Consider the following 15,345-nt stretch of genomic DNA (forward strand, 5'->3'; position numbering starts at 1 on the left):
TTCAGTTTATATTGCATTTATAAAATCATTATATTTATATAAGTCGTTGTTATTTATGGTTATTTGTAATTATAGATGAGCTGCGGTTTGACCCTTGGTTTATTTTAAACCGCCGGTCTGGTCGCGTTTAAACCTGGGCTGGCTGGTGGCTTGCGCTGATTTGAAATAACAAAATAAACGCCATATCAGCTAGAATGACGCCCTTGCAACGAGGTAGATGAGCATGGCCCTGATTGGACGAATGAATAGCTTGCAGGTGGTAAAACACACTGACTTTGGCTTGTATCTGGATGGTGGCGCGGAAGGTGAAATCCTTCTGCCGAAACGCTACATCCCCAGCGACACACCGAGCGAGGTGGAAGACTGGCTGAATGTATTCGTCTACCTCGACAGTGAAGATAAATACATCGCCACCACCGAGAAGCCGAAAGTGCAGGTGGGCGGTTTTGCCAGCCTCAAGGTTGTCGATATCAACCGCGTCGGGCTTTTTCTCGACTGGGGTTTACCGAAAGATCTCCTACTGCCGCATTCCGAAGAAAAGCGCCCGCTGCAAGTGGGCGATTACTGCGTTGTGCACGTATTTCTCGATAAACGCAGCAAACGCATCACCGCGACTGCGCGCCTTGATCGCTATCTGGATAAAGAACCGGCCAATTACAAGCCGGGCCAGGAAGTCGATTTGCTGGTGGCCGACCAGACCGACATGGGCTTCAAGGCCATTATCAACGGCAAGCACTGGGGCCTGATCCACAAGAACGAACTGTTCAAGTTTGTGCGCAGTGGCATGCAGGAAAAAGGCTTCATCAAGGAGATGCGCGGCGACGGCAAGATCAGCCTGAGCCTGCAGCCAATCGGTGAAGAAGCAGCCGGCAGCCTGGCCCAGCAGATTCTCAGCAAACTGCGCGAAAACGATGGCCGTCTGGACCTCAGCGACAAGAGCTCCCCCGAGGCCATCAGCGCCATGTTCCGCGTGAGCAAGGGCAACTTCAAGAAGGCCATTGGCGGTCTGTATAAAGACGGCCATATCGCTATTCATGCCGACTATCTGGAATTGCTGCGCAAGTAATCCCTCTGGCCGTTGGCCCGGGCGCTGCTAGAATTTCCCTTGTCTTTGAGTGCCATTGGCAAAGGCAGGGGAGCGCCGCGAAAAAGCTCCGCCAAACCCCAGCGCCGCACTCTGCGCCGTTGTAGCTCAGTTGGTAGAGCAACTGATTCGTAATCAGTAGGTCGGAGGTTCAATTCCTCTCAACGGCACCAATTGAGTCAACCCCGGCGCCCAGCCCGGAGTCGAGGCGGTTTGAGCCGCCTCGACTGCCGATCAGCAAGCTGCCTTACGCAGTTGCTCGATAATCTTGCGCGCGCGGTTTGCACCGACATCAACGTGAATGTCGACCATCGGCTTTGGGCCAAACTCAAGCATGTTGCGGTACTGGGCTTCGATCACAACCTTGTCTTCATCGAAGGTCATGGCCGTCTGCTCAATGACTTTTGCCTTGATTTCCTGCTCATTGCTCTTTGGGTTGGTCGCCATCGTCCAGAAGTAGTGGCTGGTCGTTTCCGTTTCGGGCGTTACGCCATGGAAACCGCGCATGTGAAAGCCTTCGCGCTGGGGATTGTCCAGTGAGTCTGTGCCCGCATCGATGGCGCCGGTCCAGATACGCAGGTGCGATACGTGAAACTCGATCTCCTGCCAGCGATCAATTTTATCTTTGAAGGGGTAGGCCGCCGAATAGGTCGGCGGCGGAACCGAGCCCGGCATATGGCGGGTCACCGTCACGCTGGTGTCGGTGCTTTCAACGTTCATTTGCGCATTCATGTGCACGCTTGCATTACCCCCAATAGTGCGCAGGTGCACGTAACCCAGATGGCTCAAGTCCAGCAGGTTGTCGTGGATGAGCTGGTAAGGCGCATCGTAGTGATAGACGTCGCCGTCAAAGAGATACTCACCACTGCTATGAATGTCATACGCTGGCGGCTCGCTTGTCGGCTCTGGCTGATTTGGGCTGCCAAACCAGATCCAGATAATCTGGTCACGTTCTCTTACGTGGAACGCTGGCACCTTGGCTTTTGAAGGGATTTTGGCTTGCCCCGGCACTTCCAGGCACTGGCCTGAGCCGTTGAACAGCAAACCGTGATAACCGCAACGCAGCCCCTGTTCCTCAAGCGTGCCGTGCGACAGAGGTAAAGCGCGGTGACAGCAACGATCCTCCAGCGCTGCAGCCTGGCCATCGGCAGTCCGAAACAAAACAATCGGTTTGCAAAGCAGGGTTCTGCCCAGTGGCTTGTCTTTCAACTCCCAGGCAAAGCCTGCTACGTACCATTGGTTCAATGGAAATTTTGGTAGCGTTTCAGAGGGCGCACCTATTTCGATGGCTTGCGACTGGGCGTGTGAGGTATTCATCAGGCTCTCCAACTATCAGGCTTATTGTTGTCAGGGGTTACAGATCGAGCACCAGCCGGGGGCTGAGCGAGCGCGAGCAGCACGGGGTAAAGCAATCGTTGAGGGCATGCTCCTTGGCATTCATGTATTGATCGCGATGATCCGGCTCACCGGCTAAAACCCGTGTAATGCATGATCCGCAGATGCCTTGCTCGCAGGAGCTTTCGATCTCGATATCGTTCTCTAACAGCACGTCGAGTACGGTCTTTTCTGCCGGTATCACCAGGATCTGCCCGGAACGCGTCAACTCAACTTCGAACGGCTGATCCCCCTCAAGCACCTGCACAGGGGCCGCAAAATCTTCGCGATGAATCTGCTGATCGTGCCAGCCACAGGCTTTGGCAGTTGACTCAATGTGGGCCATAAACCCGGATGGGCCGCAGACATAAAGTTGCTCGCCTGCTGTGGGCGATTGCAGTATCTGCGCTGCATCCAGACGCTGTTCGGCTGGGCCGTTGTCTACATGAACATGCACGTGCTTGGCGAAAGGCGTCGTGCTTAACAAATCAAGGAAGGCCAGGCGCTCTTTAGATCTGCCGCAGTAATGCAGGTCGAAACGCTTTCCGGCTGCCAATAAATCGTGCGCCATGGCAAGAATGGGGGTAATACCGATCCCGCCGGCGAACAGCACGTAATGCTCCGCTGTCAGGTCGAGCTCGAAAAGGTTGCGTGGCTCGCCGATCTTCAGCTGTGCGCCCTGAGGTATGTCGACATGCATGCCCTTGGAGCCACCACGAGATGCCGGCTCGTTGAGCACCGCAATCAGATACCGCTCGCGCTCATGCGGCGGGTTGCACAGTGAATACTGCCGGGTCAGCCCTGGCGCAACTTGCACATCGATGTGCGAGCCCGCGGTGAAGGCCGGTAATTGCGCGCCATTGGCAGCCGTCAATTCGAAGCTGCAAACATCTTCAGCTTCAGTGGTTTTACGTGACACATAAACGTCGAGCATGAGCGTACCCGCCACCGCAGTAATGCAGTGTTTGAAAAATAAAATGGATTTAGGCGGTTTCAGCGACCGCGTGATAAACGCGACTCAGCTCAGGGAGGAGGGAGCCAATGCGGGCTGTTCATGGCGATGAGCCTCATAATTTTATTGTTCTGGCGCCTGGGCTATGATGCCGACGCGATATCTTTGAGTGACTCTAATCTTAGTAATTTTAGTTGCGATGTCAACCAATTAAAATAAATCAGCGGATCCGTTTGTCATGGCGCAGCCCCCACTTAATCTCGAACGTTACGTTCCCGCTCTGCTCACATTCCTCACCAACAACATGTCCAGCGGGGCATCCGCCTGCTATCGCAAGCACTTTGGCATTGGCATCGTTGAGTGGCGGGTGCTGGCAATGCTTGCTGTGGAGGATCACATCAGCGCCAACCGGATTGTTCAGGTGATTGGGCTCGACAAAGGTGCTGTGAGTCGCTCGCTGCAGATGCTCGAGCGCGAAGGCTTTGTGTCTACCGAAGTCGATAGCAAAGATGCCCGGCGGCACACCGTAACGCTCACCCCTTCAGGGCGTGAATTACACGACCGGGTGCTGGAAACAGCCCTCGAAAGGGAGCGGTTACTGCTGGCAAACTTCAGTGAATCCGAGGTCGAGGTACTCATCGACTTCCTGCACCGCATGAGTGGGCAATTGCCAGAAGTAAATGCAGTGGTGCCGAAAGAGTAGCGCGCGATATTCAGGGGAAAGAATTGGCCGTAGACGCTGCGCGTATAGGGCCCGACAGGGCAGTGGCAGCAACAGGTCGGCTAGGGCTGGCGCCAGAGAATGGCGAGGCTTTCTGGTGATACCTCGGAAGACCAATCCTGGTGGTTCGCCACACCTTCTAGGCAAAGTGTGAAGTTGTCCTCAAGCCAGCAGATAAAGTACCCACCACGCTTCAAGGCGTGATGGGTAAACGCCACACTCAGTTCTTTGCCGAGCAGCATGAGTTCATGCTGCTCATGGCATTTGATGAGGGTGTAAAAGCCGGCTGCAGTGAACTCCCGGCCAAGCGCGCTGAAATGACTGGGCGATAATTCCAGGCCGCTTGTGCCTGTCTGCTCAAGAAGCTTTTCTAACGCAAACATTTCCAGGGGCGAAAGCAGCACGGCCGTTCTCAGTAGATATCGTAAGAGAAGTATTTTTTGCGAATGGAGTCGTATGTCCCATTGGCACGTATGGTTGTCAGCGCCTGGTTGATTTCTTGTGTCAGTGGATTGTTTTTGCGCACGGCAATCCCCGCGCCCATTCCGAAGTATTTGGTGTCGGTGTAGTCGGGGCCTACGAACCCGAACGTCTCGCCGTCAGGCTTGTTCAGCAAGCCTTCTTCAATGGCAATCGAGCCTGCCATGGTGGCGTCTAGGCGCCCAGCCAGCATGTCGAGGAAGATCTCGGCCTGATTGCCGTAGCGAATGATTTCGGCACCTGCTGTTTGGAAGTGTTCTGTGGCGTAACGGTCGAAGTTGGTTGAGCGCTGAACACCAATGCGTTTACCCGCCAGGTCTTCTGGAATTGCTTTGATGGCGCTGTCTTTGCGAACCGCAATCTTCGCGGGAAGGCGGTAGTAGCTGTTGGTGAAATCGACTGATTTAAGGCGGTCCGGTGTGATTGAAACCGATGAGATGGCTGCATCAATCTTGCGGACTTTGAGTGAAGGAATCAGCCCGTCGAACTCAACCTCTACCCATTCGCATTTGACCTTCATTTCAGCGCAAATGGCTTCGCCAATGTCGTAATCAAACCCTTGGATTTTATTGTCCGGGGTTTTGTACGCGAAGGGCGGGTAAGCCGCTTCAATGCCGACGCGCATGGTGCCGTTCTCAGCGTAAGCATTGCTTCCCATAGCGATCAGTGTCATCAGGCCCAGCGTGCGGACTATATTTTTCGTGTTCATGAAAACTCCAGAGTGTTGTTGTTATTGCTTAGGGATTGCTGGATTGTTCAGACGGCGGCGGTGGCGATGAGCTCGATGCGAATATCGGGATCGTCGAAGCTGACCTGGCATGTAGCGCGTGCCGGAGGAGGCGTCTCGCACCATTCGATCCATTCGGCATTCATTGCATCAACATCGGCCTTCATTTCCTTCATCCAGATCTGGGCACTGAGCACGCGTGACTTGTCGCTACCGACTGAAGCCAGCAGGGCTTCAAGTCGTGCAAGTACCTGTCGTGTCTGGCCGCTGATGTCCTGGCCGCAGTCGTCGGCGACGATGCCGCTGAGCCATGCGACGCCCTGGTGAACAACAACCCGGCTTAGTTTCGGGTTACTGTCGAAATGCTCAATATTGCTCATGACAACTCCTGGTTGAGGTTTTTGTTGGGCTGTTGTGCAAGCTGTTTCAGGGTGATGGGCTTCAAAGGCGCGCGTATGCGGTAATAACCCACTTCACTTGCGCTAACGTTGCCGGAGGCGGCAATAATCTCGGTTACGGTCAAGCCGCACTGGCGCCCTTGGCAGGGGCCCATGCCGCAGCGGCTGAAGGCTTTAATCTGATTTGGGCCCAGGCAACCGAGACGCACATGGCTGCGTACGGTGCCGGCGGTGACCTCTTCGCAACGACAAACAATTACGTTGTCTTCAGGAATGCGGTTCTCGTCGCGCGGGCGATATAGCGCATCGATGAGAGGGCGCACCGCCATGTAGCGGTGCAACGCCTTCCGGTAGGGTTTTACAAGCTTGTCCCGGCTGGAGCTGTCTAGTCGGCCGAGCTGACAGGCGATAGCCAGTGCTGCGATTCGTCCTTGTGCCTGAGCCGCCATTGCACCGCCAATGGAGCCGCCATCGCCGGCTATGAATATCCCGGACGTGCTGGTTTCGCCCCATGCATTGCGCTCAGCTTGCCAGCACAATTGCTCGTTCTGCCAATGGTGCTGCAGACGCAGAGACCAGCTGATTTGGGTATTAGGCACTACGCCCTGATGCAACATGACGAGGTTGCAGGCAATGCGATATTCATCACCGCCGCTGCTGAAACTCAGGGCTTCGGCTTGTGCGCTGCCTTCAATACGCAGCGCTGTTGCGCCCCTGTAATGCTTAACTTTGGCTTTACGTAATGTTGCGAGTAGTGACAGGCCTTTTTGCAGATCCGGCCAGCCCTTCAAGGCTTTAGGTATATGGCGCAAACCACTGAGCACGTCGCTGTGTCTACTGGTATCGACCAGTGCTGCAAGGGAAATACCAGCCTGCAAATACTGAACGGCCAGCAGGTAGAGCAGAGGCCCGCACCCTGCAAGAACGACAGGGCCGGCAGGTACCATAGCCGCACTCTTGAGCAATATCTGACCCGCGCCAGCAGTCATGACGCCAGGCAGGGTCCAGCCCGGAATCGGCATTGGACGCTCGTATGCGCCCGTTGCGATGAGCAACCTTTGGCCCTGGGCTACTCGCGATTGCCCTTGATGCAAATAATGCACTTGGTTCTGATCAGTGACCTGCCACACCGAGGCTTGCGCGACATACTCGACATCACTGGCCAAAAACGCCTGTGCCAAATGACGCCCATGGCTGTAGTCAGCGCCGAGTATCTGTGAACGTTGGGCGTCGGTGTTGCTAATGTTGCGGTAGATTTGCCCGCCAGGACCTGGCTGCTCATCCAGCACCAGTACCGATAAGCCGTTGTTGCGCGCCTCGACAGCGGCACTCATACCGGCTGGCCCCGCACCGATAATCAACAGATCCACGGCTTTAGTTTTCATCGCAGTCACCTTCGGCACAAAGTGGCGCCAGCTTGCGCGCCCCGAGCTGACGTCGAACCCTGAGGCCGTCGCTTACCAGCGTCATACAGCCTTGGCGGTTGGGCACACCATTTACCTCGACCAGACACTCGAAACACACGCCCATCATGCAAAATGGTGCACGGTTAGCGCCCTGAACAGGCGTGGTACGCGAGTGGCGCACGCCACTGGCGAGCAAGGCGGCGGCGATGGAAATACCTTGCGGAACCCTGAGCTGATGCCCTTCGTAGTCGATGGTTACCCAAGACTGAGCATTGGCTAATGGGGTAAACAAGCTTTCAGTGGGCATGATGAACCTCTGCGTTGGCGCTAAATCGTCCGAGTCCGAAAGACGCCAGTTCCGGCAGCGCAGTGCCTGTGGCTATTGACGGTGCGAGTCGCAGGGCATGCATGGCAGCAAGCGTTACACCGCTGTGGCAGGACACCAAGTGCGCGCCGGGCGCATGTGACAGCTCTTGATAGATCGGCCCGCCATCCGGGGTCATCACGCGCAAAGCCCCCCACGCCCGCACCAGATTGACGTTGGCCAGACACGGAAAGCTGCGCACTGCACGATCCGCAATGTCAGCGATCACCGCTGTGCTGGTGCGGTCATCGAAACCGACGGACTCGGCCGAGTCGCCGAGCTGGACGGTGCCTTCATCGGTTTGCCGGACGGTTGATGTGGGAATATCAAGGAATGGCTCAACTCGTTCGGTAATCAGAATTTGTCCACGGCTAGGGGCTACTGGTACGTCATGCCCAAGGTGGGCTCCGAGCGTTTTGTTTCCCAGTCCTGCAGCCAGTATCAGTTGCTCACAACGCAGCTCGCGAGCGTTCGATGTGATCAGAAAATCGTTGCCGAAAGCTTCAATTCCATCGACGGCATAGTTGTGTAGAACGTGCACGCCGCGTGCTTGGCAGGCGTGGTGCAAGGCACTGAACAGCTTGAGGGGATTAACGTGGCCGTCCATGGGGGAGAAGCAGGCGCCGATAACGTCCGGGCCGATCCGTGGGAGGCGTTTCTGCAATTCATTCGGTTCGAGCACCTCAAAGGGGTAGTCACCTAAAGCAGATTGCAGCCACTGCAAGCGGTGAACTTCTTCAGTGAGCTCGGCTTGCGACAAACACAACTGATACCCGCCATTCTGGCGCAGGTGCACATTAATGCCGGTATCGGCCAAGAGCTTGCCAGCCAATTCAGGCCATAGTGCAGCTGCTTGTCGGGTCCAGTGGGCATAAGGGGTCATGCCGTAACCTTTGCTTTGCACCCAGATCAAGCCGAAGTTGCCTCTGGACGCCCGAAAAGCGCTGTCGCCCTCGTCCAAAACGCAAACCTGTTGCCCTTTGAGCGCAAGCCCGTAAGCGATGGTCATGCCCAAAAGGCCGCCACCGACGACAACTGTTTGCGATTTGTGCATAGGTTGATTGCTCATTATTTTATGGCGCTAAGATTCATATAGGCCACTGATCGCGGAGGCTCTATTGGTTTAGATCAATCCTATGGGGCTTATCGGTAACTGAAAAATGCTTTATTTTATGAAGCCTATGTTTATTTGTTATGGGTTGCTGAATGAACCTTCGTCAGCTTGAAGCGTTCCGGGCAGTCATCGTGGGAGAGACGGTGACGCGTGCGGCAGAAGCGCTGCACATTTCTCAACCGGCCGCGACTCGGTTGATTTCAGCGCTTGAGGAAGATATTGGCTTCCCGCTCTTCGACCGCATCAAGGGCCGACTGCGACCGACTCCGGAAGCACTGGTGTTGTATGAAGAGGTTCAGCGCTCTCTGGTCGGTGTTGAGCGTATCGCCCGCGCGGCGAGAGAAATCTGCAGCCTCACCCGCGGGTCGCTGCGCATCGTCTGCGCGCCGGCACTGGGTCTTTCATTTTTACCGCGGGCCATTTGCGCGTTTGTCGAGCAACATCCCCATGCGCAGGTGTGTCTGGTCGTGCAGTCGTCTGAAGAAGTTGTGGATCAGGTGATCGGGCAACGTTGTGATCTGGGTTTTATTGCGGAGCCCAGTACTTATCTGTGCCCGCGCGGCGAACAACTGCTGCGATCGAATTTGCTCTGTGCAATGCCTGCCGGGCATCGACTGCAAGAGAAATCTGTTGTGGTTCCGGAAGACCTTGAAGGCGAGGCCTTTATCTCCTATCCGAGCGCGGTCGGCTCCAGACACCACATCGATGCCATATTTTCAGCGCATGGCGTGTCGCGCAGGCTTCAGTTGGAAACGCAATTGTCTGCGCCCATGTGCGCATTTGTTGAACTGGGCGCTGGCTTGGCGTTGGTCGATGCGATCAGTGCGCTGGAGTACAAGGGGCAGGGGGTTGTGTTTCGTCCTTTTGCGCCGTCCATTGAGGTTGATTTCAATATGCTAATGCCTTCTCAGGGCCGGCTCTCAAACATCCAGCAGAGTTTCGTCTCGCATATGCGCGAGTTCGTTGACCGTGAGGTGAAAGGCAGTTTTCTGGGCGACACCATTGGCATCGTAAAATGACCGGGATGAATAATCCCGACCTATATAGCTGATTGAATGACTGTGTGATTTGAATCTACGCCTGCAGCAGAGCTTCCCAATGCATCCGGGAGGCTGTATAGGTTGCGCCACTGATTAGACAGGGAGCAATTGAGGCTTGCCCCAATTACTCCCTGTCTCCTGCAAACTTTTCCCCCCTCAGAAACGATAATTAACGCCGAGCGTCAACGAACGCTCGGGCGCCGGTTGGCGGCCCCAAGGGCTGGTGTCGATGCCGCGGAAGTAATACTCGCGGTTGAACAAGTTGCTCACGCCCGCAGACGCCGTTAGAACACTCTGGTCCTGAAGCTTGAACTCACGCTCAATAGCCGTGTTCCACAGCCAATAGGCGGGCAGTTCCCCTACCGAGGCGATGCTGTTTTCATCGGTGGTGTTCGCGGCATCGGTGTAGGCGCTGCTGACGTAAAGTCCGTCGAGGCTGTAGGTCCAGTATTCGGCGAAGCGGTAGCGGCCGTCGATGGAGAATTGATTTTTGGAGGCGAAGGGCACGTCGTTGCCCTTGAAACTGCCGTTGCGCTGCTCGGCGTCCAGATAGGCATAGCTGGCATGCAGATCCAGTTGCGGCAGGGCGCTTGGCGTCCAGAACACTTCTGTTTCGAGACCTTGATGACGGGTGCTGCCAAGGTTTTCGAAGCGGTCTGTGGTGGCGTTGTAGGAGATCTGGTCATCGAAGTCGATGCGGTAGAGGCCCATGTCAACGCGCAAGCCTTGCCATGGCGTGTAGCGCACACCCGTTTCATAATTCCACGCCAGTTCAGCGCCAACGTCGCCTTCCTTGACGATTTGGGTAACCTGCGGCGGGCGCAGGGATTTTTGCGCATTGGCGTAGATGAACCATTCCTCACTGGCCTGCCAGCCAAGGGTCAAGCCGGGTAGCCACTCCTTGGCGACGTTTTCGTTTTTGAAGCCGGTGATGCCATCGTCGTAATTCATGGTGGCGTGCTCGTACCGAACGCCGGGTGTGATGGTGAGCTGGTTGTCGAACAGGCTGATGGCGTTACTCAGGTAAAAGGCTTTGGCGTCATCATTGAAAGTCCAGTCCCGGAAGGCCTGAGTTTGGCCGGTCGCGAGGCTCTGTCGGTTGACTTCGTAGTCGATGTCTTCCTTGACGTAGCGCGCGCCCAATAGCCAGGTTTGGCTGACGCTTTCACCGTCCATGGTCATGCTCAGGCGCGGCTCACTGCCCCATACTTTGAAGTCGCGCGGAGCGTCCTGCTTGGTTGCGGCTGTACCGTCCGGGGTGAAGGGCAGGCCAATGATGAAGTTGCGATAGCTGTTGTGCGCGAAGTTGGTCCAGCTGAATTCAATCGAATCGAAAGGGCCCGCTGCGCCAAATTGTTGGGTGTAGGTTCCCCATACCCGGTCGGTATCACCTTCAAAGCGATCCAGTGGCCGCGTTGACTGCCGTGGGTCGTCTTTATAGTCCTCAACACTCAGAGCACCGGCCAGATCCATGTCGGCTTTGTAGTGCTGTAAGCCGAAGCTCAAGTCGCTGTTGTCATTGATATCCCACTGGCCGCGCAGACGGTAGTTCTGGATATCGGTATCCGAATGCTCGCGGCCGGTTTCTCCGTTGATGGTGTTCAGGTCGAGCTGTAAACCGAAGTTGTCGGTGAGGTAACCGCCGGTGCCCAGGTAGGAATCCCAAAGCTGACGGCCCCCCGCGTTAAAGGTGATTCTCTCCTGCAGGGTCGTTTCTGTTTGGCGTGGAATAGGTTTGCTGATGAAATTAATCACCCCGCCCACGTTGTTTGGGCCGTACTGGACGGCTGCACCGCCGCGCACAACATCTAGTCTGTCGACGGTCGCCAGGGTGACCGGGAACAGCGAAAGCCCTGTTTGGCCGTAAGGTGCGAGAGCGAGTGGTACGCCGTCGGACAACGCTTGCACCCGCCCACTGCGACTTTCATACAGCCCGCGTACCGCTATTTGTGGCAGTGCGCCGGTCCCGGTTTCATCGAATATCTTGACTCCGGGTACACGCTGCAATGCGTCATCGACGCCGCGCACACTGGCCTTTGTCAGGTCGGCAGATTTGACGCTGGAGCGGCTGCCTGAGTAGCTTAAAATTTCAGAGTCGGTCGCGCCGCCGAGAACATCGCCCTTGATTACCATGCTGCCAAGTTGCGTAGTTTCAGTGGGGTTATGCGCAGTCGCCGATTCTGCCGGGGCAATGATGAATGTCTGCTCGCCGCGCGCATTTGATTGCAGGCCACTGTTATTCAACAGCTGCTCCAGTGCTTGCTCGGGTGTGTAGCGGCCCTTGATGGCGGGTGCGGTTTTACCTGCGGTAATGTCACTGGCGAACAGGATCTGTACCGATGTTTGGCGGGCCAGAGTATTCAGGGCTTGGTCCAGAGAGGCGCTGGGCAAGTCCAGCTCGACAGCCTCCTGAGCCTGCGCCGAGATGGCGAGCAGTAAGCTGAAGGTGAGTGCTGACAACTGCAAGGGCAGGCGGTGCTTCATTAATTATTTTCCTTGGAATGTAGGGTCTGACCTATAAGCCGTCATGGGCAGACCAAAACCCTACCTCCAACCGAAAATATTATTATTTAGCCTTGCCCACGACGTGAATCTCGCCATCGGCTGCGCTGTTGAGGGCGATTGGCAAAACTTCGGGCAGGGCGCTGAGCAGCGCGTCAACGTTACGCGTATCGAACACACCGCTCAGTGTAAGGTTGGCCAGGCTTGGTTCATCAAGAATGACCGGGCGAGGGGAGTAGCGCTGAATTAGCATCAGCACCTCTGCCAGTGGCGTGTGATCAAACACCAGTTGGTCGTTTTGCCAGGCGTTCGCAGCGTTCACATCGACAGGCACTGCTTGCTGTAATTGGTTTTTCGACACGTCTATCTGTTGATCAGGCAGCAGCGTCACACTGTGCTCTGGATCGTCGCGAGTGCTTACCGAAACACGCCCGCGTACCAGCGTGACACGCACGTTTTGGTTGAAGTCAGCAACGCTGAAAAGCGTGCCCAGCACCTGAACACGGGCCTCACCAGCAGTCACCTGGAACGGCCGGACAACCGTTTTAGCGACATCGAACATTGCCTGTCCCTGCTCAAGCTGCACGCGCCGGGAACGTAAGTGCCACTCAACCGTGATGCGGCTATTGCGCTCCAGCATTATCTGGCTGCCATCGGATAACTGCACCTGCAGGTGCTCGCCCTGGGGCGCGCGGAACTGCTCGCGGTGATAAGCCGGATCCAGCCACACCAAGCCCGCCGCCAGCAACAGAACACAGGCCGCAGCGCTTGCTGATTTGGCCTTTTTTCGGGGCTTGGGCGTAGGCAGCGGAAAACGATTGCGCAGCGCGTCACGATGACGGGCCAGCAGCTCATCGTCCGGCGATTGTTTGGGCATGGCTGACTTGGCTTTGTTCATGGTTCTAACGTCGTGCGACCAAGGTGCGCGCGGCAAGCCGCCAGCCCCAGCCGCAGGTGTTTCTCCACTGTCTTCAAGGAAATTCCCATTTGTCTGGCAACTTCCGCTTGCGGCAGTTCATGGATTTTATGCATAACAAAAACCATTTGGCAGCGCGGCGGCAGTGCTTCAATGGCCTGGGTGAGCAACTCCAGCTCCTCGCTCGCGGCGTATTGCCGAACAGCGCAGGGTGCCTCAGATTCGCGCTCAGGCAGATCGGGCAGGGTGACAATCCACGCCTGGCGCCGGCGTTCACTGCGGTAACGGCTGATAGCCTGATCGTGAGAAATCTTGTGCAGCAGAGCCAAAGGCGTTCGCGGTTGCTCCTTTTGCTGCTTTTCGAGGAGTTGAACACAAACATCGTGGATCACCTCATGGGCAAAACCACCGTCACCAAAACGCCGGCGAACGCGCTCGACCAGCTCGTCGTAATGACGCACCAGCGTGCTGATAAGAGAGGATTTAGCGGACTCCAGCGACATGCGGGGCCTGAGGCAATGCGATTTAGATGCGAATATAAATGATAATTCTTTGTATTGACAGGGTCGTTTGTCTGTTTCGGGAGCAGTTGGCCGCGGTGGTCCGAAATCGGCCAATAGCGGACAATCAGTTAACGCATTTCTTATGCACTTTGCGGAATTCAAAATCTGATCTTGGAGTCGCAAGGGGAAAAAGGGCGGGATTAACCCGCCCCATTTTTTAGCTCCGCACGAATGCCAGCAGATCTGCGTTAATCGTCTCGGCGTTGGTTGTCGGCATTCCATGAGGGAAGCCCGGGTAGATTTTCAACGTACTGTTTTGCAGAAGTTTGGCCGACAAAACCCCTGCATTTTCATAAGGCACGATCTGGTCATCATCACCATGCATTACCAGGACGGGGATCTTGATGCTCTTCAAATCTTCGGTGAAGTCGGTCTGAGAAAACGCCACTATCCCGTCATAGTGTGCTTGTGCACATCCCATCATGCCTTGTCGCCACCAGTTCAAGACAATGCCCTCGGAGGTCTTTGCACCCGGGCGGTTATAGCCATAGAAAGGCCCTGCAGGAACGTCGTGGTAAAACTGTGCCCGGTTGGCTTTCAGTTGTGCCTGCAAGTCGTCGAACACTGACTTCGGCAGGCCGCCAGGATTGGTCGGTGTCTGGACCATCAGCGGTGGCACGGCACTGATGATGGCCGCTTTCGAGACGCGGTCTTCGCCATGGCGAGCGATATAGTGAACGACTTCACCGCCGCCGGTGGAGTGCCCGACGTGAACTGCGCCTTGTACACCCAGGTGATCAACTACGGCCGCGACGTCGTCGGCGTAGTGGTCCATGTCGTGTCCATCCCAGACCTGGCTGGATCGCCCGTGACCGCGCCGATCGTGTGCTACAACCCGGTAACCGGCACCCAGGAAAAAGAGCATTTGCGCGTCCCAATCATCCGCGCTCAGTGGCCATCCGTGGTGAAAGAAGATGACCTGGGCATCGCGTGGCCCCCAGTCTTTGTAGAAGATTTCAACACCATCTCTTGTAGTGACATACCCCATGTTCGTATCTCCTGAATGAAGTGGAGGCCTTCATCGAATCGCGTTCCGATCATGGCCTTGAGTTAATAGCATGCAGCCCTTCCGGTGGCAGTTCAGAGTGCGTTGCTGGATTAGCCTGCGCTTACTCACGAACGCCATGACGACCAAGTCACACGTTGCGCTTGGCCGCTCGATGACTTTAGGTTTAAAGTCAACTTTAAGGTCAATAGATTTTTCAGGGTGATGTATGAGAATAGGCGAACTGGCGAAAATTAGCGGACTGGCACCGTCACGCATCCGTTTCTATGAGGCCAGTGGCTTGATCAGCTCCGTTGAGCGCAAGGCTAATGGCTACCGGGACTACGCGCCCGATACCGAATGGGTACTGGAACTCATCACCGGCGCACAAGCGGCAGGTTTCTCATTGGAGGAGATTCGGCAACTGATGCCGATGAATGCCAGTGGCTGGCGGCACGACGAGTTGCTCACTGGACTTAAGCAAAAGGTGGAAGAAATCAGCGTTCTGCAGGAGCGGCTAGCGCAAAACAAAGCTCAACTTCTGGTCGTCATCAAGGGCATCGAAGATAAACCCGACGGCATGGCGTGTGGGGATAATGCTCAAATGCTGATAAATCGTCTGCGTGAAGAGGGGGTTGGCAAAGCTTCAGATAGGCCCGCGGTAACGTCTTCTACAAAAAAACACACCCGTCAGGCTTCCGGAGCCTGACAGGCGCAAA

16 protein-coding genes and 1 tRNA gene are annotated in these 15,345 nt (G+C 55.8%); 5 read left to right on the top strand and 12 right to left on the bottom strand.

The genetic code is table 11. From position 1 onward, the window contains the following. Positions 1–223: 223 nt before the first annotated feature. On the top strand, positions 224–1,066 hold the full coding sequence (locus PMYSY11_RS06720; RefSeq protein ID WP_090513595.1) for a CvfB family protein: 843 nt from the start codon (positions 224–226) through the stop codon (positions 1,064–1,066). Positions 1,067–1,181: 115 nt separating this feature from the next. Then, a tRNA-Thr gene (locus PMYSY11_RS06725) sits at positions 1,182–1,257 on the top strand. 61 nt (positions 1,258–1,318) lie between these two features. Here the strand turns inward: PMYSY11_RS06725 and PMYSY11_RS06730 are convergent. After that, positions 1,319–2,401, bottom strand: coding sequence for an aromatic ring-hydroxylating oxygenase subunit alpha (locus PMYSY11_RS06730; RefSeq protein ID WP_150548676.1), 1,083 nt, complete (start codon positions 2,399–2,401; stop codon positions 1,319–1,321). Between the two features lie 37 nt (positions 2,402–2,438). Continuing rightward, positions 2,439–3,392 carry a PDR/VanB family oxidoreductase gene (locus PMYSY11_RS06735; RefSeq protein WP_150548677.1) on the bottom strand — a complete coding sequence of 318 codons (954 nt, stop codon included), beginning with the start codon at positions 3,390–3,392 and terminating at the stop codon, positions 2,439–2,441. Between the two features lie 256 nt (positions 3,393–3,648). On the opposite strand from PMYSY11_RS06735, the gene PMYSY11_RS06740 reads away from it, so the two are divergent. After that, the gene (locus PMYSY11_RS06740; RefSeq protein WP_090513399.1) at positions 3,649–4,113 is read left to right on the top strand and encodes a MarR family winged helix-turn-helix transcriptional regulator; all 465 of its coding nucleotides are present in this window, start codon (positions 3,649–3,651) and stop codon (positions 4,111–4,113) included. Positions 4,114–4,193: 80 nt separating this feature from the next. On the opposite strand, the gene PMYSY11_RS06745 is transcribed toward PMYSY11_RS06740, so the two are convergent. The 6 genes from PMYSY11_RS06745 to PMYSY11_RS06770 are packed head-to-tail and all read right to left on the bottom strand — an operon-like array spanning position 4,194 to position 8,560. Then, positions 4,194–4,535, bottom strand: a complete 342-nt coding sequence (locus PMYSY11_RS06745) for a hypothetical protein (protein ID WP_069901529.1) — start codon at positions 4,533–4,535, stop codon at positions 4,194–4,196. 8 nt (positions 4,536–4,543) lie between these two features. Then, positions 4,544–5,320, bottom strand: coding sequence for an ABC transporter substrate-binding protein (locus PMYSY11_RS06750; RefSeq protein WP_079235628.1), 777 nt, complete (start codon positions 5,318–5,320; stop codon positions 4,544–4,546). Positions 5,321–5,367: 47 nt separating this feature from the next. Continuing rightward, entirely contained in the window at positions 5,368–5,718 is a 351-nt protein-coding gene (locus tag PMYSY11_RS06755) for a RidA family protein (protein WP_150548678.1), read from the bottom strand. After that, complete coding sequence (locus tag PMYSY11_RS06760) at positions 5,715–7,121, bottom strand: NAD(P)/FAD-dependent oxidoreductase (RefSeq protein WP_150548679.1); 1,407 nt, start codon at positions 7,119–7,121, stop codon at positions 5,715–5,717. The genes PMYSY11_RS06755 and PMYSY11_RS06760 overlap by 4 nt, the downstream gene beginning before the upstream one ends. Beyond that, positions 7,111–7,449 (bottom strand): (2Fe-2S)-binding protein, encoded by a 339-nt coding sequence (locus PMYSY11_RS06765; protein ID WP_150548680.1) that lies wholly within the window; start codon positions 7,447–7,449, stop codon positions 7,111–7,113. The genes PMYSY11_RS06760 and PMYSY11_RS06765 overlap by 11 nt, the downstream gene beginning before the upstream one ends. Next, entirely contained in the window at positions 7,439–8,560 is a 1,122-nt protein-coding gene (locus tag PMYSY11_RS06770; RefSeq protein ID WP_150548681.1) for an NAD(P)/FAD-dependent oxidoreductase, read from the bottom strand. The genes PMYSY11_RS06765 and PMYSY11_RS06770 overlap by 11 nt, the downstream gene beginning before the upstream one ends. Positions 8,561–8,712: 152 nt before the next feature. Between PMYSY11_RS06770 and PMYSY11_RS06775 the strand changes: the two genes are divergently transcribed. Then, positions 8,713–9,639, top strand: coding sequence for a LysR substrate-binding domain-containing protein (locus tag PMYSY11_RS06775; protein ID WP_069901534.1), 927 nt, complete (start codon positions 8,713–8,715; stop codon positions 9,637–9,639). A 177-nt stretch (positions 9,640–9,816) separates the two neighbouring features. On the opposite strand, the gene PMYSY11_RS06780 is transcribed toward PMYSY11_RS06775, so the two are convergent. The 4 genes from PMYSY11_RS06780 to PMYSY11_RS06795 form a co-directional block, all read right to left on the bottom strand. After that, complete coding sequence (locus PMYSY11_RS06780; protein ID WP_150548682.1) at positions 9,817–12,144, bottom strand: TonB-dependent siderophore receptor; 2,328 nt, start codon at positions 12,142–12,144, stop codon at positions 9,817–9,819. An 82-nt stretch (positions 12,145–12,226) separates the two neighbouring features. Beyond that, complete coding sequence (locus PMYSY11_RS06785) at positions 12,227–13,060, bottom strand: FecR family protein (RefSeq protein ID WP_150548683.1); 834 nt, start codon at positions 13,058–13,060, stop codon at positions 12,227–12,229. Further along, positions 13,057–13,581 carry an RNA polymerase sigma factor gene (locus PMYSY11_RS06790; protein ID WP_150549661.1) on the bottom strand — a complete coding sequence of 175 codons (525 nt, stop codon included), beginning with the start codon at positions 13,579–13,581 and terminating at the stop codon, positions 13,057–13,059. The genes PMYSY11_RS06785 and PMYSY11_RS06790 overlap by 4 nt, the downstream gene beginning before the upstream one ends. A gap of 217 nt (positions 13,582–13,798) precedes the next feature. Beyond that, positions 13,799–14,629 (bottom strand): alpha/beta fold hydrolase, encoded by an 831-nt coding sequence (locus PMYSY11_RS06795; protein WP_048390108.1) that lies wholly within the window; start codon positions 14,627–14,629, stop codon positions 13,799–13,801. Between the two features lie 226 nt (positions 14,630–14,855). Between PMYSY11_RS06795 and PMYSY11_RS06800 the strand changes: the two genes are divergently transcribed. After that, positions 14,856–15,335, top strand: coding sequence for a MerR family transcriptional regulator (locus PMYSY11_RS06800; protein WP_048390106.1), 480 nt, complete (start codon positions 14,856–14,858; stop codon positions 15,333–15,335). Positions 15,336–15,345: the final 10 nt, after the last annotated feature.

Source organism: Pseudomonas marincola, from assembly GCF_900682675.2.
Taxonomy (GTDB): Bacteria; Pseudomonadota; Gammaproteobacteria; order Pseudomonadales; family Pseudomonadaceae; genus Aquipseudomonas; species Aquipseudomonas marincola.